Genomic DNA, 21,495 nt, shown 5'->3' on the forward strand with positions numbered 1-21,495 from the left:
TCTAACCGGGGTACCGGCTTGAGCCCTGGATCCGCCGTGGGTGGAGGACCCTTCAGCTGTCACGCAATACTACCCGCGGGTAGGTCCCGGTACTAGGGGCCGGTTGGCCCATCATTTCTGCGGCAATGTCTGAGGCGAAGTCGCCCGGCAGCTCTACCCGGGAGGCATGATGAACCAGCAGGTCCCAGGCATGGTTGATGCCTCGCACAAGACCCAGCAGGAGAGTCCCTGCGATGAACCAGGCGAGCCGGCCGACCCCCACCAGCACCAGGGCCGCGAATGACGCCATCATCATAAACACCGTGATTACCAGGGCAAATACGAGCGTTCCGATGAACACCAGCGTTGCCGTTTCCACTGCGTTGAGGTCGAACTGCATGTTTCCCCCTGCACCCTTGCATCGGCTGAATCAGTAGCCCGAGCGTAGGGTTCGGGCCGGAGACCCGCCAGAGTCCGGCGCGCGTGCCGGAGTTCTTGATACGGGATCGAAATGCTACCGGGGCGTAGGTCACGGAGCGGTTGCGGTCACCGCACGGTTTGCTCCGGCCCGCCCGTCCGGACGTGCAGATCTACTGCCCCCAGACGATCCCGCATCACGATGGATGCAATCCGGGGCCTGCGTTAACCTTGTAGCTGGCAGTTTTTCCGTATCCGCTGCCCGATCCAGGTCCCGCGGCAGCTGAAGGAGAGTGAATGACCCGCTCAGCACTGTCCTCCGCCGACGCAATAAGCGCCAGGTTGCGGGACCTCGAACTGCTTACCAAAGGGCCAGCCTGGGCCTTGACCCGTTCGGCACCGTGGGTGATCGCCGTGCTGCAGGCCTCCTTTACCCGCACCAGGCCGCAGCTCCCGCTGGAACAGTTCCACGCCGACGTCGACGCTTTCCTCGAGCAGCTCCGCCGCCAGGATCCGGGGCTCGGCGGTACCGCAAACGGCAAGACGTTCGGCGATGAGTGGACCCGCAAGAACTTCCTGACCCGGCGGAACCAGTCAGGGCAGATCGTGTATGAGGTCACCGAACCCGCGGCCCGCGTCCTCGCCTTCCTTGACAGCCTCTCAAGCGAACGCTCCACGCTCAACGGTTCCCGCCTCGGTACGCTGCTGGGCGACGTCGAAAAGCTCGCCAACGAGACGAACCCGGATCAGAGCGCCCGGCTGGAGTCCCTCGAGGACGAGATCGGCGAGCGGCGCCAGCTCATCGAGGACATCAGCTCGGGCGGCTTCGATGGACTGCTGGACGACGAGGAGGCAGTGGAAGCCGCGGGAAACATCCTGGACCTCGCAGCCAGCCTGCCCGCGGACTACAAGAAGATGCGTGACCGTATTGAGGAGCTGGTGGGCGAGCTCCGCAACCAGATCATTGAGGAGTCCCTCAGCAAGGGCGCCACGATGGCGCAGGTGCTGGCGGCGGACAAGCGCCTTCGGCAGAGCCCGGAGGGCAGGACGTTCCGGTCCTTCACGGCGTTCCTGGAGGACCCGCAGCAACAACTGCGGTTCCGTTCGGCGATCGGGGAGGTGCTTAGCCGTCAGTTCGCAGACGACCTCAGCCAGGACGAGCGCGAGACGCTGAAGAACCTGGTGGCCGAACTGCGCAGCCAGCACAGCCAGATCCAGCGGATCTACGGCAAGCTCAGCGAAAGCCTCAACACCTATGTCCAGAGTGACGATTTCCGCCAGTCCGTCCGGCTCCGCAAGGTCCTCCGGGAGGCCGAGCAGGCCATCCGCTCGCTGCCGTACGAACGTGAACGCCCCGGCCTGGTCCCCGGCCCGGCGCTGTTCAACGCCGGCTTCGAATCCCTCGCCATGATCAAGCTCTTTGACCCGGACGAGTTCGCGGCCCCGCCAAAGTTGGCGGACCCGATCGCCTTCAGCGACTCGGACCGTGTGCGCTCGCCGCGGACTTCGAAAGCGAGCCCCGGGGCTATCCGCGCCGCGTTCAACGGCGCTTCCACCCTGGCCGAGGCCTGGGAGCAGCTCCCGGCTGCGGAACGCCACATCAACTCCATCCGTGCCCTGCTCTCCCACGCCCTGCACGTGGGCGCCGGCTTTGACCGCGGGGCCTGGGACACTCTCGACTTCGAACAGATCGACGGCTCCACGCGCACCGCGTACCTGCCGGTCGTCACGCTCAAGAAGGATTGAAGATGACTGAAGAAAACACGACGGCGGAACCGGCGGAACCGGCGGGGCCGGCGGAACCGGCGGAACCGGCGGAACCGGCGGGGCCGGCGGGGACGGCGGAACCGGCGGGGCAGCCCGCCCGGCACGTGTCCGCAGATCCCTTCGCCGTCACCCCGCGTGACACCTTCGTCGACGGCGCTGCGCTCTTTCCGGGGGACACCGGAGTGCTTCCGATGAAGGTCCGCCAGGCGCTGGTGAAACTCCTTAAGGGCCCGTACATCGACGGCGGCCGGGACGAGAAGCTCTGGACCACACTGCTGGACAACCAGCTGATCCTGCGCAGCCGGCTCTCCGAACTGTTCCTGACGCTTCAGCTGGACCACGAACGAAAAGTGGCCGTGCTGCGACCGGTGGACCCCGAAGCGATCGGCGGCGGCACCCGCTCCAGTATCCTGCGCCAGCAGCGGGCCCTCAGCCGCATCGAAACCATCGTCCTGCTGCGCCTGCGCCTGCTCCTGGACCGCCATGTCACGGCCCAGACCGACCCTACTATCACGCGCGAGGAAATCGCCGACCTGGTGGCCCACTACCAGCCCGCCGGCCAGCAGGACGCGCTGCGCGATTCCGACGTCGTCACCCGCGCCATCACCAAACTCCTGGCCCGCCAGCTCCTCCTGGCCACCGGCCTGGACGAGGTTTACACGATCTCCAACGCCCTCCCGCTGGCCCTCCCGTTCGAGAACATCGGCGACATCCCGGCCCAAATCGACGCCCTGGTCGCCGCCAGCACCGACCCGTCCGGCACGGAGCCGCTGCTGGAGTTCGACGGCGACGCGGTAGGCCCGGGGGAGGATGACTCGGACGACGGCGATGCCGTCGATCCGGTTACTGACAGCAGCGGTGGCGCCGGGGACATGCGGCAGCATGCGTCTAAGCGAGGAACGAGCGAGCATGCAGAGCATGTGTCCGGTGGCGCCGCGGAAGGCGACCACAAGGGCATGACCAAAGACTCGGAGGAAGCCAAGTGAGCATCGCGACCATGCTGCCGATGGGGGACCTCACCAACCCGGGCCAGATGCGCCTCGCCCTCGTCCAGGTGGTGAACTGGGGCACCTTCCATGGCGCCCACACCATGCATGTTGACCGCAACGGCACGCTGCTGACCGGCAATTCCGGCGTCGGCAAGTCCACGCTGTTCGATGCGATGCTCAGGGTCTTTGATGCCAGGCCGCGCTCCAACGAAGCCGCTGCCCAGCGGGCGGGGGGCGCCGTCGAAGACAAGCGCACCACGTTCACGTACATGCGCGGCAAGGTGGGTGACAAAGCTGTCGGGGAGGGCTCGGCCAGTGCTTTCCAGCGACCCGGTGCCACCTGGTCCGCCGTCGCCCTGACATTCGACAACGCAGCGGGCACCCGGGTGACGGTGTCGGCGCTGTTCGACCTGCCCCAAAACGGCACGGAGTCCAGCGTCGGCAGGTTCTACTTGATCGACAACAGACCGTTGGACCTGACGGCCATCGAGGGCATCGCGGAGAAACGCTTCACCAAGTCGGCGCTGGATGTGATCTTCCCCGACGCCCAGGTTTTCGATGTGCACAAGGCCTTTGCGGAACGCTTCCGGCGCCTGCTTGGGATCAATTCGGACCAGGCCCTGCCCCTGCTGCGCGTCATCCAGGCCGGCAAGGGCCTCGGCGGCAGCGTTAACACTTTTTTCCGTGACCAGGTCTTGGACGCACCCGCTACCCTCGCCGCGTCGGATGACGTGGTGGAGGAATTCAGCAACCTGATGTCCATCCGGCAGCGGCTTGAGGATGTCCGGCAACAGCGCGACCAGCTGGCCCCGGTCCCCGGCCTCAATAAGGAGTATGCCCAGTCCCTGCTCGACGCCCACCGGCTGCGGGAGCTCGCCGGCGAAGAATTCGAGTCGTACCGGCAGCAGTTGGCCGTCACCGTGCACGAGAAGACCCTCGTCCGGTTCAAGGACCTGGCCCAGGCGAAAGCCAGGGATCTTGGCGCCGAACGCGGCATCCGGGACGGCCTGGCCAAAGAGTTGCGCCGGCTTGAAGTGGATTACAACAACCAGGGCGGCAACGCAATCTCCGCGATTGAGCAGTCGCTCGACAACGCCCGGGTGGGGCTCAAACTGCGCCAGCAGGTGGAGGAATCAGCCCGCAAGACGCTGTCCGAGGCCGGACTGGAACTTCAGTGGACTGCGGCCGGCTGGGAGCAGGCCCACCAACACGCCGCCGCGCGTTCCGCCGAGCTGACGGGGGACGCCGAAATACTGAAGGAACTGCGCTTCGAGGCGTTCGACGGCCACGCCGCCAGGAAGCGGGAACTCGCCGCGGCCCAGCAGGAACTGGTGTCACTCAAGACTCGCAAGTCCCTGCTGCCGCCGTCGAGCATTGAAAACCGCAGCGCGATCGCGGCCGCCACGGGCGTTCCCGAGGAGCAGATGCCGTTCGGCGGCGAACTGATCGACCTCACCGAGGGACAGGAACGGTGGCGCCCGGCCACCGAACGCGCGCTGCGCAGTCTGGCCACAACGCTGCTGGTTCCCGGTGAGCACTTCGCCGCCGTCACCCGCTACCTCAACGACCATGCCGTCCGCGGTGCGGTGCGCGCGGTCGACGTCTCCAAGCCCCTTGCCGGCGGCGCGCTGGCCGTCGAGGACGCGGCCGACGGCGATCTGCTCACCAAGCTGGACATCCTCGCCGTGGGTGCGGCAGCGGACGCGGGCGAGTGGATCCGGGAACGGATCGCCCTCGATTTCGCCTACCCGTGTGTTGAGGACCCGGACGAACTTGCCCGCCTGGACAAGGGCCTGAGCCTGGGCGGGGTGGTAAAGCGCAACCGCCACACCGTGGAAAAGGACGACCGCTTCGCATCCCGGCAGGACTATGTCCTCGGCTTCGACAACGCCGCCAAACTGGAGCTCGTGGCCGCACAGGTCCAGGACCTGCAGCAGGAACTGGCCAAGGCCGCAGAGCTCGCGCAAAGCCGGGAAGAATCGCACCAGGGGATGAACCGGCAGCTAGAGGCCCTGCGCCGCGTCACCGAGGACCACCGCCCCTGGGAGCAGGTCTCGGCAGTTGTCGCGGCGGACGAACTTGCCCGGATCGAGCAGCGGCTCAAGGACGCCCTCGCCGCGCAGGCGGACCTGGAACCGCTGCGCGCCAACATCGAGGCGGCCCGGCACAAGCACCAGTCCAGCACCGAGGCCGCGGCCGTGCTGCAAAGCGAATACAAGGCTGTCGACGCGCAACTTTCCCGCGCCGATTCGCTGCTGGATGCCGCGCGGGAGCGGCTGGCTCAGTCGCCGCCGTCGGAGGCCACTGTCACGGCGCTGGAACCGTACTTCACCGATGCCGGCGATGTCCTGGAGATGCATGAGCTGGACCACCTTGCCAACCAGGTCCGGACCCGCTTGCTCGGAGAGCTCCACGCTGCCGAATCCCGGGGGCAGGGGACCTCGGAGCGGCTCACCCGGATCTTCGAGGGCTTTGTCCGCGAATGGGGAACCGCGATCTCCGTGGACCACGGCACCGCGATCGGGGCCGCGGGGGAGTTCGAGGCCCGCTATCACGCTATTGTCAGCGACGGACTGCCCGCGCAGGAAGCCGAGTTCCGGCAGTTCTTCAACCAGCGCACGCATGAGTCCTTCAGCACCCTGCTGCACCTGCTGGATGAGGAGCGCCGCTCCATCACGAGCCGGATCCTGCCGCTGAACGGCATCCTCTCCGAGGTGAACTTCCACGAAGGCAGCTTCCTGGAACTCGATATCAAGCAGACCCTGCCGGCCACGGCGAAGCAGTTCAAAGACGCGATCCAGAACGCGCTCAAGGTCCGGCACAGCCGCCCGGGCACGGCAGCCGCGCCTGCCGCCGGCACGCCCGGCGAGCCGGACGACGACGTTGAGCTCACCAGCCGCTACAAGTCGCTCGAAACGCTTGTGAAGCGGCTGGGTTCGCAGACCCCCGAGGACCGGCGCTGGCGTGCCGAGGTGCTGGACGTCAGGGGCCACCTTTTTATCCAGTGCAAGGAGCACCGCGAGATCCAAGGCCCGCGTGCGGCGAAGGGCAGCGGTAAGAACCGCGCAGTGAAGACCGAGGTCTTTATGCACGCGGACACCGGCTCGATGTCCGGCGGCGAGCGGCAACGCTTCACCGCGTTCATTATGGCAGCGGCGCTGAGTTACCAGCTGGGCATCGCCGAGCAGGGCTTCACCACCTACGGCACGGTGATGATGGACGAAGCCTTTGTGCTCGCCTCGGAGGAATTTGCGGGCGCCGGCATCAAGGCGCTACATGAATTCGGCTTCCAGCTGCTCCTGGCCGCCCCGGAAAACGTGATCGACCTGTCCCGGCACCTCGGCTCGGTCACCGAGATCCTGCGGGACAAGCGCACTAACCGTTCCGGTGTGCTGACGGCGCCGGTGATTGCCCCGGGCCCTGGTTCCGAGGGTAAGTGGCGCTCCGAGGCAAACCCGGTGGACATCGTCCTGCGCTGACGGCACAGTGCCCGTGCCGGTGCTACGCTTCCTGGACCCGCTCCAGGAACTGGGCGGTGCGTGCCGCCAGCCCGCCTATCTGCCGCAGCACGACGGCGGCCGGGTCCGGGTTGATTTCATTGGCCGGAGGTTCAACCCGCACGTTGCGGCAGCATCCGAATTCGGCGCAGATCAGCGTGCCCACGGTGTTTCCGTTGCGGCCGGACTGCCCGGCCCGCTTGGCCACCCACAGCAGGACATCGTCCTTGGAGAAGATGTCGCGGCACAGCTCGCACAGCACTGATCGGTTCTTCTTGGGCCCGCCTTCGGGGGCGCGAAACATGATTCCGGCGGGACCCTGAGGGCCGGGCAGCACCAGATAGCCACGCAGCGGCATCTTCCCGTCGCGCCAGCCCAGAAAGTCGAGGCTCTCCCAGTCGAGGGCATCGAAGTTCCGGGGCAGATTGAGTTTCGAGGCTTCCGACCGGCTTGCGTTGATAAAGGACGAGCGGATCTGCTGCGCAGTGATTTTTTGCATGTTGGAAACTTTCGGAGTCGGGTGGTCCGGTCCGGCCAAGGTGCGCCGGGACGGAAGGCAGGCAGGCGTTTGCCAGCCTGCGACTCCGGTTTGAACCGGGGCTGCCGCGGTATCAGACCGCAGCGGTACCCGATTGTCGGGGAAGGGCTGGCGACTGTGCGGGCGCGTAGCAGGCCAGAGCGGCCACCCCGCCAACCGTGGCAACAGTCATCATGTGGATGCCCATGCTCACTTCCCTGATAGATCGCAGCCAATAGTTTTGGCACCGGTGCCGATTCACCCGTGCGGCCCATCCTCGCAAACACCCGGATTCCTGTCCAGTTTTCGAGCCCCGCTCCAGCCGGAACCCACATCAGGGTAATTAAGTTATGCAAACCTTGCGTAATTAATTCAAAGATAGGCTAGCCTTACTTAGGTTCACTTCACTTACCTAAGGAGTTCCGTGGCTTTCGCAGTCTTCCCGGCTACCATCGGCCGCCCCCTCCGCGCGACAGCCGTGCTCCTGGCCGCCGTCGGCTTGGTCCTGACCGGGTGCTCCACCGGACCAGCCGCCACAACAGCGGAGGCCCCCGCACAGTCGGCCGGCGCCGCTTTCCCGTTGACCATCAAGCACGCCTTCGGCGAGACCACCATCAAGGAACAGCCGCAGCGCGTCGTCACGGTTTCCTGGGTCAACGACGACGTCGCCCTGGCCCTCGGCGTAGTCCCGGCAGGAGTGCCCAAGAACGAATGGGGCGGCAACGCCCAGGGGTCCACGCCGTGGAAGGACGCGGCGCTGAACAAGCTCGGCGCCGGGTTCGGCTCGGCGAAGGCTCCCGCGCAGTACTCCGAGGCGGACGGCATCAACTTCACCGAGATCGCCAAGCTCAACCCGGACGTTATCCTCGGCGCCTACTCGGGCCTGACCGCGGAGGACTACAAGAAGCTCAGCGAGATAGCGCCCGTCGTGGCCCAGCCGGAGGTCGCTTACGGCACCTCGTGGCAGGATTCCACGGCCATCATCGGCAAGGCGCTCGGCAAGGAGGCGGAAGCCGCTGAGCTCATCGCCGACACCGAGGCCACCATCCAGGCCAAGGCCGCCCAATACCCGCAGCTGGCCGGCAAGAGCTTCATCTACGGCAACCTGGAGCCGGCCAAGGGCGACGGCGTCAACGTCTACACCGCCAACGACAACCGCCCCCGATTCCTCAGCGAGATCGGCATGAAGCTGGCCCCCGTGGTGGCGGACAATACCCAGGGTTCCAAGGAGTTCTTCATCCCGTGGTCCGCGGAGAAAGCCAACGAACTCACGTCCGACCTTTTTGTGACCTGGGTCCCGGACGCGCAAACCGCCGAATCGATCAAAACTGACCCGTTGCTCGGCCAGATCCCGGCCATCAAGAGCGGTGCCCTGGTCGCGGACTCGGATAACACGCTAACGCTGTCCATCTCCGCGTCATCTCCGCTGAGCCTGCCCTGGGCCCTCGACACCTTCCTGCCGCAGCTGGCGACGGCAGCCGGCAAAGCCGCTGCCCCGGTGAAGTAGGCAGCGTCCCATGAGCCCACTTACGACGACGGCGGCCAGCACCGCCGCCCGGCCCGCCCCGGAGATACTTACGGCTCCGGACCGGACCGTCCGGGGCCCGCAGGCGCTCTGGTTGCTGGCCGCCGTCGGCGTGCTGGTGCTCGTGGCCGCGGCGTCGCTCGGCATCGGGGCCCGCGGCCTGACCCTTGAGACCGTCTGGCAGGCAATGACCCAATTCGATCCGGCCAGCGGTGACCACGCAGTGGTGCTCGCCCGGGTTCCGCGGACCGCACTCGGGTTGCTGGCCGGCAGCGCCCTCGGACTCGCCGGGGCGGCAATGCAGGGAGTGGCCCGCAACCCGCTGGCGGACCCGGGGATCCTCGGCATCAATGCCGGCGCTGCGTTGGCCGTCGTCACGGGAATCTACGTCTTCGGTGTCTCCTCTCTGGCTGGATATATCTGGTTCGCGTTCCTTGGCGCGGCGGGTGCCGCCGTCGTGGTCTATCTGATCGCCGCACTCGGCAGGGGCGGCGCGACGCCGGTGAAGCTCGCCCTTGCCGGCGCGGCCCTGAGCGCGGGACTTTTCTCGCTCATGAACGTCATCCTGGTCTCCAGCCGGGACACCCTGGACCGCTTCAGGTTCTGGCAGGTTGGCGGGATCGCCGGGCGCGACTGGTCCCTTATCCTCCCGGCCCTGCCGTTCCTGCTGCTGGGTGCCGCGATTGTGCTCTGCGCGGGCCGGATCCTCAACAATCTGGCCCTCGGCGACGACCTCGCCCGCGGCCTGGGCCAGCGTGTTGGGCTGACCCGCGGCATCACGGCCCTCGGCATCGTCCTGCTCTGCGGCGCTGCCACGGCACTGGCCGGCCCGATTGGCTTCGTGGGTCTTGTCATTCCGCACGCTGTCCGCTTCCTCACCGGTCCCGACTACCGTTGGATCCTGCCCTTTTCCCTGGTCCTGGCCCCGGCGCTGCTGCTGGTCGCCGACGTGATCGGCCGCGTGATCCTGCTTCCGGGCGAAGTCCCCGCAGGGATCATGACCGCGCTCGTCGGCGCGCCGGTGTTCGTCTGGCTGGTAAGACGCGGCAAGGGGGCGGGACTATGAGGGGATCCGCCGCCGAGTTGGCACTTCGCGGCAATGATCCGCACAAACATTGGCCATATCTGCCAACTCGCGGGAGTGTGCCCGGCCGGACCACCGGCCTGGCCTTGGCCGTCGCGGTGCTCTTCGCAGCCAACGTGCTGCTTGGCAGCTACACCGTCACCATCCCCGACTTCGTCAGGATCCTGGGCGCGCACCTCATTGGCGGCGAGAAGATCCCCGGCGCCAGTTTCATCGTGATGGAGCACAAGCTGCCGCGGGCCGTTGTGGGGACGCTGGTCGGCGCGGCCTTCGGACTCTCCGGCGCGCTGTTCCAGACCATGCTCCGCAATCCCCTGGCCAGCCCTGACGTTATTGGCATCAGCTACGGAGCCAGCGCCGCGGCTGTGGCGGCCATTGTGGTCTTCGGCGCATCCGGTGCCGCCGTCTCGGGCGCCGCATTCGCCGGGGCGCTGGGTGTGGCCGTCCTTATCTACGCCATCTCCCGCAGCGGATCCCTCGGTTCCGGCGGACGCCGGGGGGACGCCGCGGGGGGCCGGCTGATCCTGGCGGGAGCGGGTATCGCCGCAGCCCTTCACGCCATGGTCAGTTTCCTCATGACCAGAGCGGACATCCGCACCGCCGCCGACGTCCTGATTTGGCTCAACGGCTCCCTCAACTCCGCGAACTGGGACCGGGCCGGAGTCCTCGGCCTCGCACTGATCGTCCTGGTTCCTGGCGTCGGGTTCCTCGCCGGTCCGCTGCGCATCCTCGAACTGGGCGAGGATTCCGCCGCCGGCCTCGGTGTCCGGGTGGGGGCGGTCCGGCTGGCGGTTGTAGTGGTCGCCGTCGCACTCGCGGCAGCGGCCACTGCAGCCGCCGGGCCGGTGGCGTTCGTCGCCTTCCTCGCCGGACCAATCTCGCGCCGGTTCGTCCGCGCGGCGAGCCTGCCGGCCTCGGCCCTGACCGGTGTGGTGATCGTCCTGGCCGCTGACTACTTCGCCACCAACATGGCACCGCTGCTGCTGGGCGGCACCGTCCTGCCCGTCGGGGTGGTGACCGGTGCCCTGGGTGCCCCGTTCCTGCTCTGGCTGCTTGTCACCTCCAACCGAAAGGATGCCTGAGATGGCAACTCTTCAGACCTCCGGCCTGACGCTGAAATACGATCATCGGACCGTGATCGAGGGACTCAGCACGGAAATCCCCGAGGGCAGGGTGACCATGATTGTCGGCGCCAACGCCTGCGGAAAATCCACCCTGCTCCGCGGCCTGGCCCGGCTGCTCAAACCCGCGGCCGGAACGGTCACCCTGGACGGGCGGGACATCCACCGCCGCCGCGCCCGCGAGGTGGCGCGCACCTTGGGGCTGCTTCCACAGCATCCGACAGCACCGGCGGGCATCACCGTCCGGGACCTCGTGGGCCGCGGCCGCTATCCGCACCAGGGATTCTTCCGGTCCGGGGCGACCGCGGGCTCGGTGGATGACGAGCGCGCCGTGCAACAGGCGATGGCCGCCACTGAAACGCTGGAACTCGCCGGGCGCAACGTGGACGAACTTTCCGGCGGGCAGCGGCAGCGGGTGTGGATCGCGATGGCCCTGGCCCAGGAAACCGAAGTGCTCTTGCTGGATGAGCCCACCACGTACCTGGACCTCACCCACCAGGTGGAGGTCCTGGACCTCATCACGGACCTCAACCGCCGGCGCGGAACAACCGTGGCGATCGTGCTGCACGACCTCAACCTCGCCGCACGGTACGCGGACCACATCATCGCCATGAAGGACGGACGGATCGTGGCCGAAGGCGCCGCCCGGGCGGTGGTCACCGAGGAACTGGTGCGCGAGGTGTTCGGCCTGGCGTCCAGGGTGCTCCCGGACCCGGTGTCCGGCGCTCCCCTGATCATCCCGCTGGGCCGCCACCATGCCAGTTTCCCGCACACTACAACCCCGGAGCTGGTCCCGTGACTGCAATGAACCCCACCCCGGCCCGCAACCGGGCCGGCCTCAAGACCCCACGCGCCACCGAACCCATAGCCCTTGCCTTCGAAGTCCAGGTCACGGCGGTCCAGCAACTCGGGCCCAACTTCCGGCGGGTCACGTTGGGCGGCTATTCGCTGCGGGACTTTGGCGTCCATGGCAGCACACTGGACCTGCGCGTCAAACTTATGATTCCGTCGTTTGACGCGGATGGCACCGCGTTGCCGCTGCCGGAGTTCCGGATGGAGCAGGCCGGCTGGTACCGCGCGTGGCTGGCCATGGATCCTGCGACCCGCGGCTCCATGCGCACCTACACCGTCCGGAAAGAACGCTTGGATGCCGTCTATCCGGAAATCGACGTCGACTTTGTCCTGCACTTTGACGACGCCGGGCACGGAGGACCGGCGGCCAACTGGGCGCTGAACGCCAAGCCGGGGGACACCCTGACCGTGATCGGACCAAACAACCGGGCTGCGCACTGCGTCACCGCGGAAACGTACTCCGGGATCGAATGGCGGCCGGGCCTGGCCCAGCGGGTCCTGCTGGCAGGAGACGAGACGGCAGTGCCTGCCATCAGCGCCATTCTGGAGAGCCTGCCGCCGGACGTTAGCGGGCACGCGATTCTCGAGGTTCCGGAGGCCCGGGACTTCCAGGTCATCACGACAGCCGCCGACGTCGAGATCACCTGGCTTGCGCGCGGGGCGGCGATCGGCCGCTCGCGTCCGCGCGGCGAATTGCTGCAGGAGGCGGTCCGGGCCGCCGTCACCCTCCCCGGCTGGGTCTGGCTTGAGTCCTCCCGTGAGCCTGCTGCCGGCCCCGAGCCCGAGGATGTCAACGTGGACCGGGACATTCTGTGGGAAACGCCCGCACGGATGGATGCCGCGGCGATCAGCGCCAGCAGGAACCCGGCCAAGCCCGCGGGGGCGATGCCGTTCTATGCCTGGATCGCCGGTGAAGCCGGGACAGTCAAGGAGCTGCGCCGGTACCTGGTGCGGGACGTCGGGATCGACCGGAAGCAGGTGTCGTTTATGGGGTACTGGCGGCAGGGCAAGGCCGAGCTCTAATCCGGAGAGCCCCTGCCGTTTACCTTGTTGTCCCCTGCCGGCCCGTTGGGTTGGCTACCGTGGCGCCATGGCCGAAAACCTTCTATCCCCCGACGCCGGTGGGCGGCGGGTATATGTTGCCCTGGGGGATTCCTTCACCGAGGGGGTAGGGGACTATAACCCCCGGCTGCCCAACGGGGTTCGCGGCTGGGCGGACCGGGTGGCGGAGCAGCTGGCCAGGGCGGATCCGGGGTGGGAGTACGCCAACCTTGCCATCCGCAGCAAAAGGCTGCGGCACATCATCACGGAGCAGCTGGACGCCGCGCTTGGCATGGAACCGACGCTGATTAGCTTGTACGGCGGCGGGAACGACGTCCTGGATATCGGAACGGATATCAACGCACTGATGAAGGACTACGAGTTCCTGGTCGCCAAACTGGCAGCCAGCGGGGCCACTGTGGTGCTGTTCACCGGTTTCGATGTTCGCGTCTCGGCCCTGCTGGAACCGTTCAAGAGGCGCAACGCGGTCTATAACCAGCGGGTCCGCGAGGTGGCGGCGCGATACGAGGCCGTTTTGGTCGATTACTGGTGCTTTGAGGCGTTTTACGATCCGCGGATGTGGGATTCAGACCGGCTGCACATGTCCAAGGCGGGCCACAAGTACCTCGCCGGCCAGGTCCTGGACCACCTTGGAGTTCCGCACCAGGTCAAGCCCAAGGAGTGGGCTCCGCCGGCGAAGCTCGGTCTCCGGGACTGGGAACGCCGCCAGCGCCGCTGGGTCCATGACTGGGTCCTGCCGCTGTTCAGGCGCAAACTGCGGGGAGTCACGCTCGGCGATGAACTCAGGCCGCGCTGGCCTGCGCCGGTGAGGGTCCCGCCAAAGGCCGGCCTGAAAAAGCTGACCGCCAAGATCCCCGGGGGCTGAACGACCGTCCTGGGCCGGGCCGCGGGTGTCAGCTGTCCAGCAGGTTCTCGTAGCCCGGCGCCACCCGGCTGGCGTGGAACTCCTCGACGTCGAATTCAGCGACTCCGTTGACGTAGAACGGGTCCCTCGCCAGCGAGGCATCGAGGGCGCCGCGGTCCGCAGCGGAGAGCAACAGGGCGCCCGTGCGCGGAATCTTCCGCCCCGCGACCAGGAAAATGCCCTCGTCGAAGGCATCCTGCAGCCACATAGCGTGCGCCGGAAGATGGAAGTCAACGATCTCTTCGGGGACCTTATAGGTCAGCGAGACTACATACATAGCGTCAGCCTACCGTCTCGTGTGCGCGCCGAAGCGTGATCCTGCCGGCCCGGAATCCTACGAAGTTGAACCGTCAAGCTTCCTTGCTCCTACACTGTATCCATGACTGAACCGCGCTGGCTGAATGCCGACGAACGACGGGCCTGGCTGGCCCAAGTGAGCATCAACACACTGCTTCCGGCAGCCTTGGACACGCAGCTTCACCACGCGCGCAAGATTTCCCTCTTTGACTACCACGTCCTCGCGATGCTCTCCGAGGCTGACGGCCGGTTTCTTCCCATGAGTGAACTCGCCGCGCGCACCAGCGCATCACTGTCGCGGCTCTCGCATGTGGTCACCAAACTGCAAAGCCGTGGCTGGGTGGAGCGCCGTCCACACCCCGGTGACGCCCGGGTGACGACTGCGCATCTCACTGAGGCAGGAATGGGTACCATCCAAGAGCTCGCTCCGGCGCATGTCCAAGCCGTCCGTTCGCTGTTCCTGGACGCCCTGACCGAGGAAGACGTTGCCGACCTCGCACGGATCGGCGAGAAGATCGTCGGCGGCCTGGACCGGCACCACTGGATCCTGCGTGAGGGGAAGCAAGCCGGGGACCCCCGCAACACCTAAAGTTGGCCTTATGGAATCGCCTGTCGACAGTTACTTACGCCAGATCCACGCCGAGATCGCGCTGCTCAAGGACGGCAAGCCCTACAGCACCATTCCCGCCATGGCCAACGTGGACCCGGACAACTTCGGCATTGCCCTCGCCACAGTGGACGGCACGGTGTACGAAATTGGGGACACCCGCGAGGAATTCACCATCCAGTCCATCTCCAAGCCCTTCACCTACGGCCTGGCGCTGGAAGACCTCGGCAACGAGGCTGTGGACGCCAAAGTGGACGTGGAGCCTTCTGGCGACTCGTTTAATGAGATCTCCCTCGCCGAGGGGACGGGCCGGCCAGCCAACGCCATGATCAATGCCGGCGCCCTCACCGCCACGTCGCTGATCAGGGGCTCTGGCGGGCAATCCGGTTTCAAACGGATCCTGAGCACCTACTCCGCCTTCGCCGGCCGCCCGCTCTCGGTCAGCGAAAAGGTCTTCGAATCCGAGCTCAAGCACGGCCACCGGAACACGGCCCTTGCGTACCTGTTGCGCTCCTTCAACATTATTGAGGATGACCCGGCGCCCGTGCTGGAGGACTATTTCCGCCAGTGCTCCGTCCTGGTGAACTGCTTCGATCTCTCGATCATGGCCGCCACGCTCGCCAACGGCGGCCGGAACCCGCTCAGCGGAAAGCAGGTGCTGGAGATCGGCCCGGTGGAACGCGTGCTGTCGGTCATGATGACCTCCGGCATGTACGACGACGCCGGCGCGTGGATCAGCAGCGTGGGGATGCCGGGAAAGAGCGGGGTGGCCGGCGGGATCATCGCAGTGCTTCCAGGTCAGGTGGGTCTCGCGGTCTACTCGCCGCCGCTGGATGAGCATGGCAGCAGCGTCCGGGGCCTGGCCACCGCCCAGCGCCTCTCCCGGGACATGGAACTGCATTTTGTCCGAGCGGCCCGAACGGGCCGGTCAGCCATCCTCGCCGCGTACGACGTGACCGAAACGCCCTCGGGCATCCGCCGAAACGACGAGGCTGCCGACGTCCTCCGGGAGCACGGCCACCGCGCGCGTGTGATCGAAGTCAACGGCGACCTTCTTTTTGCCGGAACTGAGTCCACAGCCCGGGAGCTCAGCAGCCTGCCGGACGAGGTGGACCTGGTGGTTCTGGATGTCCGCCGCACCGACCAGATCAGCGAGGTCGCCGTTCGGATGCTGGCCAGGATCCGGCAAGGGATGGCCGACGCCGGCCGGGAACTGGTACTGATCGAGTCAGACGGCTCCCTCGCCGAGGCTCTGGGGCCATTGGACCAGCAACTGTTGCCGTCTTTCGCGACCCGAAGCGCCGCCGTCGAATACTCCGAAAACCGCCTGCTCGAGCGACACGGAAGCCACCTGCTGCTGCCGGACCACGTTCCGGTCACCGCATCGCCGGCTTTGGCCCCGCTGGACGAGGCGGACGCCGCGGCGCTGGAAGCCCTAATGACGCCGAAAGCCTTCGAAGACGGTGACGTGATTCGCCGCGTTGGACTGCGTTTCGGCGGGGTCTACTTCATCACTTCCGGACGGGTCAGCAGCACGTCTCCGGGGCCCACGGCGGAGCGGGTCAAACTCAATACCCTCAGCGCCGGCATGACCTTCGGCGAACTGGCGCTGGGCAGCGGCAACCGGCAGGAAACCACTGTCCGCGCGGTCGCGCCGGTGACCGTGATGGTGCTCAGCGCGGAAGCGATCGCCGAGCTGGAATCCGCCGACCCGCGCCTGGCGATCGCCCTCTGGAAAGCCTTGACCCGCGACGCTTACACCCGGGTCGAGCAGTACCTGCGCGAATCGGCTGTCCGGATCCGCGAATAGCGGCTTCTTCGGCCGGCGTAATCCCGGCTTTGTTTGCTTGGGGCAACTGCTGGCAGACTGGATCCATGGATCTTACGCACCGCTACGTAGCCCTTGGCGACTCCTTCACGGAGGGCGTCGGTGACGAGGACCCCGGCCGTCCCAACGGCGTCCGGGGCTGGGCGGACAGGGTGGCCGAGCAGCTCGGCGCCGCAGATCCGGGCTTCGGGTACGCGAACCTCGCCATCCGTGGCCGGAAGCTCCGCGGGATCATGACCGAACAAATCGACGCCGCCGTGGCACTCAAGCCCACCCTTGTGAGCATTTACGCCGGCGCCAATGACATCTTCCGGCCCAAGGTCGATATCGACAACCTGCTGGTCGACTACGACGCCGGTATCCGCAAGCTCACGGCGACCGGAGCGACAGTGGTGATGTTCACCGGGTTCGATTCCCGCGGCTCAAAGATCTTCGGCACCACCCGCGGCCGCACCGCCATCTACAACGAACTGGTCCGCGGAATCGCCGGGGACCACGGTGCCCTCCTGGTGGATTACTGGCGCTTCAGCGAGTATTACGACTGGGGAATGTGGGCGACGGACCGGATGCATATGTCCCCCGCCGGCCACGCGAACATGGCCAAGCGCTTCCTCGGCGTCCTGGAGCACGACCACTCCATTGAGGTCCCGCCGATGACCCCGGTTCCTGAGCTGAGCCCGGCCGAAGCGGTCCGCGCCAATGCCCGCTGGGTCCGGGAATTCGCCGGGCCGTGGGTGGTGCGCCGGATCACCGGCAGGTCCTCCGGTGACGGACTGGCACCGCGCTACCCCCAGCTCACGCACCTCTAGGCGCGGAAGCCGGGCGTCGCGAGCAGTTCCCCGCCGCCGAGGACTGCCAGCACCTCGACATCCCAGCCGTCCGTCGCCCGGTCCAGCATCTGCTTGCCGCCGGCGACGACCGCCGTTGCCAGCACGTCGGCGGTAAGAATGTCCGGCGCCGCCACCGACACCTGGCGGAATTCGAGGGCGCCGAAGCCGGTGCGGCCGGCACCGGCCCGCCAGATGTGGTTTCCGCGCTCCGCAGTGCCGGATGTCGCGAGTGCGGAGAAACGGCCGGTGCTGCCCAAGGGAAAGCCCGAGAGCAGCATTCCGCGGTTTTGCGGGTCCACGACGCCGGCCTGCCAGGGTATTCCGGTACCCGGCGCTGGTGATCCGCTCACCAGAACGTCGCCGCCGGCGTTCAGGCACCAATCCGTGAGGCCGGCCGCTCCCAGTGCGGCGCCAGCCTGGTCGATGGCGTAGCCCTTGATGATTCCGGAGAGGTCGAGGACACCGTCGGGCCGCTCGGCGGTGAAAAACCCGGCGGTCAGCAGCCGCCAGCCGGCGGCGTCCGCAAAGCGGGCGCGGAAGGCCGCCGAGGTGTCCCGGAGTGTGAGTGCGCCGCGGGCCAGCCGGCTCGCTTCGGAGCCGGGGCGGTACAGGCTGAACGTCTCGTCCAGACCGGTAAAAACGCGTTCGACGGCGGCCGCGGCGCCTGCCAGCGCGGTGGCGCTGTCCGGCGTCCCGGGACCATTCGCCGGCAGGGCGAGGCTGATGACAGTCCCCATGGACCGGAAGTTCGTACTCCTCAGTGCCGGGCCGGTGGCGCCCTGCGCCGGGCTCCCGGCGGGTGAAGGCTTAGAGGTTCGCTGCATCGAGGGCTCCCTGAAGCGACGTCAAATAGGCGTCACTGGTCACGGTTGCGCCGCTGACGGTCTGCACCTGGGCCGACTGGGCCTTGAGCACCGCGGCACGCAGCAGCGGCGCGGCCCGGTTGCTGATCTGCACCGACCTGCGGTCGTCGTCGGTCAACTGGAGGGCAGTGACATCGGTGATCGCGCCGGCCTTGACGGTGACCTGCACCTGAACGCTGCCGTAGCGGGTTTGGACTGCTTTTCCGGCGAAGGTCCCCGCCGTCGGTGCCGCGGTTCCGGAGCTTCCCGAGGAACCCGGCGAGCCGCTGGCACCGCTGGCACCGGTGGAAGCGTTGGAACCGGTGGAACCGGTTGAGCCGCCCGCGGGGCTGAACCCGGAAGCATCGTTGGTGGTCCCGCCGCTGGTGCCGGTCCCGGACAGCGCAGGCGCCGAGGTGGCTGCCGCGGTGCTTCCCGTATCTGCCACGTGGGCGCCTGACTGCCAGCCGGCCAGGAGGATCCCGGCGGAAGCCAGTGCTGCTGAAACTGCTGCGCGTATTCTCACCAGTCGAACCTTTCGTAGTGGAGCTGGGGTTCGCGGACGCCTGCCGCGCGGGCTTCGCTGATGACACTGCGCGCCCAGGAGGACGGGCCGCAAATGTACACGTCCGCGTCGGCGATGTCCGGGGCATAGCTGGCCAGCCGGTGTCCGGACCGGAAGGACGACTCGGGCAGCCAGCCCTGCTTCCCGGTGGAACGGGGGCCGGTGAGATGGAACAACGTCGCACCGCGGCGGCGGCAGAGTTCCAGGATTTCCTCGCCGAGATAAAGTCCCGCCTTGTTGTGACCGCGGAGGATCACTGTGGCGTTTCCCGGTTCAAAGGGGGTGCCCTCCAGCAGTGCCCGGATAGGGGTGATTCCAATGCCTGACCCGATCATTACAATGCGGTTCCGGCTGCGGGCCGCTGTACTGAAGAGCCCGTACGGTCCTTCGATGGCTACCCTGGTCCCGGACTTCAAACGTGCCAGCTGCGCGGACCCCCGGCCGAGGTTGCGGACAGTAATCCGCAACCGGCCCCGGCCGGAGGCATCGAACAGCACGGGTTCCGCGGAGAGGCTGAAGGGATGCGGGTGCCACCACGCACCCGGGGAGAGGAACCGCCAAATGAAAAACCGGCCGCCGCTGCCAGCCAGTTCGTCGAGATGGCGGCCGCTCAGTTCGATACTTACGACGCCGGGACCCTCCGTCACCACGCGGCTCACCGTCAGTTGGTGCCGGACGGTCGCCACGATTGGCTCCAGCACGCGGTAGTGGACCAGGGCGGCGCCGGTGGCGATAATCATGGCCAGCCAGTACCAGCGCTGCCAGGTGCCCTCGGCGAAGAGAGCCCCGGTGCTGAACTGATGGGGGATTGCGGTCAGCACCGCCGCGTAGGTCAGCAGGTGAATGGCGTACCAGTATTCGTACGGGAACCGGCGGCGGACCGCCACAAGCGAGGTGACCACAACGGCGATGAACAGTCCGATTGAGACGATGGCGAGCCACATGTCCGGGACCAGCACCCAGAGGGACACAAGCTCACTGACCGGATTGAGTCCTTCCGCCATCCCGTAGCCGATGGCGATCAGGATTCCGTGTGCGAGCAGCAAATACAGCGAGGGTTTGCCGAGTTTGCGGTGGAACTCCAGCGCCCGGTCGTGCCCCACGGCGCCGTCGATCAGGGGAGTGCGTGCCGCCAGCAGCAACATCAGCAGCACAAGGTCCATGCCGGCCAGACCGGCGACAATTCCGATGGCCGTGAAGGAGCCGGCCAGGGTCGAGAACCCCGCTGCCCCGCCGTCGGCGAGCCAGAGCGCGATGGACCCGGCCACCGAAGCCCACGCGAGCACTGTCAGTAGGTCCGCCCGGAGCAGCCGGCGCCGTGACTGGCCGCGGAACCGCTCCACTGGAGTGCGGCGGGCCGTGGCCGGCGCGGCGGCCTGGAGTGAGGAGTTCATGGTTCCACCGTCCGTCCGTCGCCTATCAATCTGCTGTGAAAGCCCTAGGGTCCCGATGTGACTTCGCGCCGAACCGGCTGGCGCCCCCTTATACACCTCCAGCTGCCGGATTGGTCTTTAATTCATCAAGCTCGTAGACTTGGTAGGCGCTAGGTGGCGCGGAGCGTGTGCAATTGCTCCGGTTGACGGGATTTGTCTGCAATATCGACAGTCCTGAGGGCCGGTAGTTAGGGGCTCAAGTTGCGTGCACTCCTGTATTCGCCCGGCATCCCGGTACTTCGCGGTGGCTTCCCACAAGGTTTCCTCCGCCCGGTGACCGTGGCCCACAATTTTCGCCGTAGTGAGCAAAGCAGTCGGTTTACGCCCTCTGCCTGAACGCTGCGGAACTACCGAAACCCTGTGGGAGCTGGATGCGGACGCTGCCTGCCGCACGGTTTCGCGGGAACTCCGCAGCCGTTTCATATATTTTTTGAGGAGAGTCGTCATGGCAGCACATTGCCAGGTGACCGGAGCCGAGCCGGGCTTTGGACACAGCATTTCGCACTCGCACCGTCGCAACAAGCGCCGGTTCGACCCGAACATCCAGAAGAAGCGCTACTGGGTTCCGTCCCTGCGCCGTAATGTCACTCTGCAGCTGTCTGCAAAGGGCATCAAGACCATCGACGTGCGTGGCATCGACGTAGTCGTAGCCGCCATCCTGGCACGAGGAGTGAAGCTCTAGTGGCTAAGGACAAGGACGTACGTCCGATCATCAAGCTCAAGTCGACCGCGGGCACGGGTTACACCTACGTGACGCGCAAGAACCGTCGTAACGACCCGGACCGTATGGTTCTGAAGAAGTACGATCCCCGCATCCGCAAGCACGTCGAATTCCGAGAGGAGCGCTAAACACATGGCTAAGAAGTCAATGATCGCTAAGAACGAACAGCGTAAAGTCATCGTCGAGCGTTATGCTGCAAAGCGCCTCGAACTGAAGAAGGCTCTGGTTGACCCCGCGTCGACCGACGAGGCCCGCGAAGCTGCACGCCTCGGCCTGCAGAAGCTGCCCCGCAACGCTTCACCGGTGCGTCTGCGTAACCGCGACATCATCGATGGCCGCCCGCGCGGTACCTTCCAGAAGTTCGGCATCTCCCGTGTTCGCTTCCGCGACATGGCTCACCGCGGTGAGCTCCCGGGCATCACGAAGTCTTCCTGGTAATTCAGCACAGCTGTTGCCAGTAGCTTGAAGTAGGGCCGGCGCCTCTTGGCGCCGGCCCTTCTTGCGTTTAAGCGCTCGACGACGGGTGCCTGGTGTAAGTGGAGCGCGCTGCGGCGTGGTGTGACCCGGTACACAGGGGTGGATTTCCGGGCTGTGGGTGCTGGACGCGGCCGCAGGGGGCTTGGTTTGCCCGCCGTGGCGGGGTTTTTGGGGGTGTGGG

At 66.6% G+C, this 21,495-nt stretch carries 21 protein-coding genes; 15 read left to right on the forward strand and 6 right to left on the reverse strand.

The window, feature by feature from the left end; all coding sequences use genetic code 11:
• Window positions 1–52: 52 nt before the first annotated feature.
• The gene (locus QK287_RS16555) at window positions 53–379 is read right to left on the reverse strand and encodes a hypothetical protein (protein WP_226774146.1); all 327 of its coding nucleotides are present in this window, start codon (window positions 377–379) and stop codon (window positions 53–55) included.
• Window positions 380–693: 314 nt separating this feature from the next.
• On the opposite strand from QK287_RS16555, the gene QK287_RS16560 reads away from it, so the two are divergent.
• The 3 genes from QK287_RS16560 to QK287_RS16570 are packed head-to-tail and all read left to right on the forward strand — an operon-like array spanning window position 694 to window position 6,631.
• Window positions 694–2,142 carry a DUF3375 family protein gene (locus QK287_RS16560; protein WP_226774145.1) on the forward strand — a complete coding sequence of 483 codons (1,449 nt, stop codon included), beginning with the start codon at window positions 694–696 and terminating at the stop codon, window positions 2,140–2,142.
• Window positions 2,143–2,144: 2 nt separating this feature from the next.
• Window positions 2,145–3,149: a DUF4194 domain-containing protein gene (locus QK287_RS16565; protein WP_282360825.1), complete on the forward strand. Its 1,005-nt coding sequence runs from the start codon at window positions 2,145–2,147 to the stop codon at window positions 3,147–3,149.
• Window positions 3,146–6,631, forward strand: coding sequence for an ATP-binding protein (locus tag QK287_RS16570; protein WP_282360826.1), 3,486 nt, complete (start codon window positions 3,146–3,148; stop codon window positions 6,629–6,631). Before QK287_RS16565 ends, QK287_RS16570 begins: the two co-directional genes overlap by 4 nt.
• A gap of 22 nt (window positions 6,632–6,653) precedes the next feature.
• Here QK287_RS16570 and QK287_RS16575 read toward each other — a convergent pair whose 3' ends face one another.
• Window positions 6,654–7,148 (reverse strand): FBP domain-containing protein, encoded by a 495-nt coding sequence (locus QK287_RS16575; protein WP_226774142.1) that lies wholly within the window; start codon window positions 7,146–7,148, stop codon window positions 6,654–6,656.
• Window positions 7,149–7,590: 442 nt separating this feature from the next.
• Here QK287_RS16575 and QK287_RS16580 point away from each other — a divergent pair, with 442 nt between their 5' ends.
• From QK287_RS16580 to QK287_RS16605, 6 genes are all read left to right on the forward strand, one after another.
• Window positions 7,591–8,673, forward strand: coding sequence for an iron-siderophore ABC transporter substrate-binding protein (locus tag QK287_RS16580; protein ID WP_282360828.1), 1,083 nt, complete (start codon window positions 7,591–7,593; stop codon window positions 8,671–8,673).
• A 10-nt stretch (window positions 8,674–8,683) separates the two neighbouring features.
• Entirely contained in the window at window positions 8,684–9,757 is a 1,074-nt protein-coding gene (locus tag QK287_RS16585) for an iron chelate uptake ABC transporter family permease subunit (RefSeq protein WP_282360829.1), read from the forward strand.
• Between the two features lie 77 nt (window positions 9,758–9,834).
• Window positions 9,835–10,857: an iron chelate uptake ABC transporter family permease subunit gene (locus tag QK287_RS16590; protein ID WP_282360830.1), complete on the forward strand. Its 1,023-nt coding sequence runs from the start codon at window positions 9,835–9,837 to the stop codon at window positions 10,855–10,857.
• A 1-nt stretch (window position 10,858) separates the two neighbouring features.
• The gene (locus QK287_RS16595; protein ID WP_282360831.1) at window positions 10,859–11,695 is read left to right on the forward strand and encodes an ABC transporter ATP-binding protein; all 837 of its coding nucleotides are present in this window, start codon (window positions 10,859–10,861) and stop codon (window positions 11,693–11,695) included.
• Between the two features lie 5 nt (window positions 11,696–11,700).
• A complete protein-coding gene (locus tag QK287_RS16600; protein ID WP_282360838.1) occupies window positions 11,701–12,771 on the forward strand; it encodes a siderophore-interacting protein in 1,071 nt (356 codons plus the stop codon).
• A gap of 67 nt (window positions 12,772–12,838) precedes the next feature.
• The gene (locus QK287_RS16605) at window positions 12,839–13,675 is read left to right on the forward strand and encodes an SGNH/GDSL hydrolase family protein (protein ID WP_282360832.1); all 837 of its coding nucleotides are present in this window, start codon (window positions 12,839–12,841) and stop codon (window positions 13,673–13,675) included.
• A gap of 28 nt (window positions 13,676–13,703) precedes the next feature.
• Here QK287_RS16605 and QK287_RS16610 read toward each other — a convergent pair whose 3' ends face one another.
• Window positions 13,704–13,991 (reverse strand): YciI family protein, encoded by a 288-nt coding sequence (locus tag QK287_RS16610; RefSeq protein ID WP_282360833.1) that lies wholly within the window; start codon window positions 13,989–13,991, stop codon window positions 13,704–13,706.
• A gap of 102 nt (window positions 13,992–14,093) precedes the next feature.
• On the opposite strand from QK287_RS16610, the gene QK287_RS16615 reads away from it, so the two are divergent.
• The 3 genes from QK287_RS16615 (at window position 14,094) to QK287_RS16625 (ending at window position 17,255) form a co-directional block, all read left to right on the forward strand.
• Window positions 14,094–14,600, forward strand: a complete 507-nt coding sequence (locus QK287_RS16615; protein ID WP_226774136.1) for a MarR family transcriptional regulator — start codon at window positions 14,094–14,096, stop codon at window positions 14,598–14,600.
• Between the two features lie 10 nt (window positions 14,601–14,610).
• Window positions 14,611–16,428 carry a glutaminase A gene (glsA, locus tag QK287_RS16620; RefSeq protein WP_282360834.1) on the forward strand — a complete coding sequence of 606 codons (1,818 nt, stop codon included), beginning with the start codon at window positions 14,611–14,613 and terminating at the stop codon, window positions 16,426–16,428.
• A 65-nt stretch (window positions 16,429–16,493) separates the two neighbouring features.
• A complete protein-coding gene (locus tag QK287_RS16625; protein ID WP_226774134.1) occupies window positions 16,494–17,255 on the forward strand; it encodes an SGNH/GDSL hydrolase family protein in 762 nt (253 codons plus the stop codon).
• Here the strand turns inward: QK287_RS16625 and QK287_RS16630 are convergent.
• The 3 genes from QK287_RS16630 to QK287_RS16640 form a co-directional block, all read right to left on the reverse strand.
• Window positions 17,252–18,013, reverse strand: a complete 762-nt coding sequence (locus tag QK287_RS16630; RefSeq protein WP_282360835.1) for an FAD:protein FMN transferase — start codon at window positions 18,011–18,013, stop codon at window positions 17,252–17,254. The two genes, QK287_RS16625 and QK287_RS16630, sit on opposite strands and share 4 nt — an antisense overlap.
• A 70-nt stretch (window positions 18,014–18,083) precedes the next feature.
• Entirely contained in the window at window positions 18,084–18,644 is a 561-nt protein-coding gene (locus QK287_RS16635; protein ID WP_282360836.1) for an FMN-binding protein, read from the reverse strand.
• A complete protein-coding gene (locus QK287_RS16640) occupies window positions 18,641–20,077 on the reverse strand; it encodes a ferredoxin reductase family protein (RefSeq protein WP_282360837.1) in 1,437 nt (478 codons plus the stop codon). The genes QK287_RS16635 and QK287_RS16640 overlap by 4 nt, the downstream gene beginning before the upstream one ends.
• Before the next feature lie 484 nt (window positions 20,078–20,561).
• On the opposite strand from QK287_RS16640, the gene rpmB reads away from it, so the two are divergent.
• The 3 genes from rpmB to rpsN are packed head-to-tail and all read left to right on the forward strand — an operon-like array spanning window position 20,562 to window position 21,275.
• Window positions 20,562–20,798, forward strand: a complete 237-nt coding sequence (rpmB, locus tag QK287_RS16645; RefSeq protein ID WP_056342125.1) for a 50S ribosomal protein L28 — start codon at window positions 20,562–20,564, stop codon at window positions 20,796–20,798.
• Complete coding sequence (gene rpmG, locus QK287_RS16650) at window positions 20,798–20,965, forward strand: 50S ribosomal protein L33 (RefSeq protein WP_011693743.1); 168 nt, start codon at window positions 20,798–20,800, stop codon at window positions 20,963–20,965. The genes rpmB and rpmG overlap by 1 nt, the downstream gene beginning before the upstream one ends.
• 4 nt (window positions 20,966–20,969) lie before the next feature.
• Complete coding sequence (gene rpsN / locus QK287_RS16655; protein ID WP_011693742.1) at window positions 20,970–21,275, forward strand: 30S ribosomal protein S14; 306 nt, start codon at window positions 20,970–20,972, stop codon at window positions 21,273–21,275.
• The last annotated feature ends 220 nt before the right edge of the window (window positions 21,276–21,495 follow it).

This window comes from Arthrobacter sp. AL05 (assembly GCF_029960715.1).
GTDB lineage: Bacteria > Actinomycetota > Actinomycetes > Actinomycetales > Micrococcaceae > Arthrobacter.

Excerpts from the sequence above, each read along its gene's own strand:
- QK287_RS16555 (WP_226774146.1), bottom strand. The coding sequence starts at position 379 with ATGCAGTTCGACCTCAACGCAGTGGAAACGGCAACGCTGGTGTTCATC.
- QK287_RS16560 (WP_226774145.1), top strand. The coding sequence starts at position 694 with ATGACCCGCTCAGCACTGTCCTCCGCCGACGCAATAAGCGCCAGGTTG.
- QK287_RS16565 (WP_282360825.1), top strand. The coding sequence starts at position 2,145 with ATGACTGAAGAAAACACGACGGCGGAACCGGCGGAACCGGCGGGGCCG.
- QK287_RS16575 (WP_226774142.1), bottom strand. The coding sequence starts at position 7,148 with ATGCAAAAAATCACTGCGCAGCAGATCCGCTCGTCCTTTATCAACGCA.
- QK287_RS16585 (WP_282360829.1), top strand. The coding sequence starts at position 8,684 with ATGAGCCCACTTACGACGACGGCGGCCAGCACCGCCGCCCGGCCCGCC.
- QK287_RS16595 (WP_282360831.1), top strand. The coding sequence starts at position 10,859 with ATGGCAACTCTTCAGACCTCCGGCCTGACGCTGAAATACGATCATCGG.
- QK287_RS16600 (WP_282360838.1), top strand. The coding sequence starts at position 11,701 with ATGAACCCCACCCCGGCCCGCAACCGGGCCGGCCTCAAGACCCCACGC.
- QK287_RS16605 (WP_282360832.1), top strand. The coding sequence starts at position 12,839 with ATGGCCGAAAACCTTCTATCCCCCGACGCCGGTGGGCGGCGGGTATAT.
- QK287_RS16610 (WP_282360833.1), bottom strand. The coding sequence starts at position 13,991 with ATGTATGTAGTCTCGCTGACCTATAAGGTCCCCGAAGAGATCGTTGAC.
- QK287_RS16615 (WP_226774136.1), top strand. The coding sequence starts at position 14,094 with ATGACTGAACCGCGCTGGCTGAATGCCGACGAACGACGGGCCTGGCTG.
- glsA (WP_282360834.1), top strand. The coding sequence starts at position 14,611 with ATGGAATCGCCTGTCGACAGTTACTTACGCCAGATCCACGCCGAGATC.
- QK287_RS16625 (WP_226774134.1), top strand. The coding sequence starts at position 16,494 with ATGGATCTTACGCACCGCTACGTAGCCCTTGGCGACTCCTTCACGGAG.
- QK287_RS16630 (WP_282360835.1), bottom strand. The coding sequence starts at position 18,013 with ATGGGGACTGTCATCAGCCTCGCCCTGCCGGCGAATGGTCCCGGGACG.
- QK287_RS16640 (WP_282360837.1), bottom strand. The coding sequence starts at position 20,077 with ATGAACTCCTCACTCCAGGCCGCCGCGCCGGCCACGGCCCGCCGCACT.
- rpmB (WP_056342125.1), top strand. The coding sequence starts at position 20,562 with ATGGCAGCACATTGCCAGGTGACCGGAGCCGAGCCGGGCTTTGGACAC.
- rpsN (WP_011693742.1), top strand. The coding sequence starts at position 20,970 with ATGGCTAAGAAGTCAATGATCGCTAAGAACGAACAGCGTAAAGTCATC.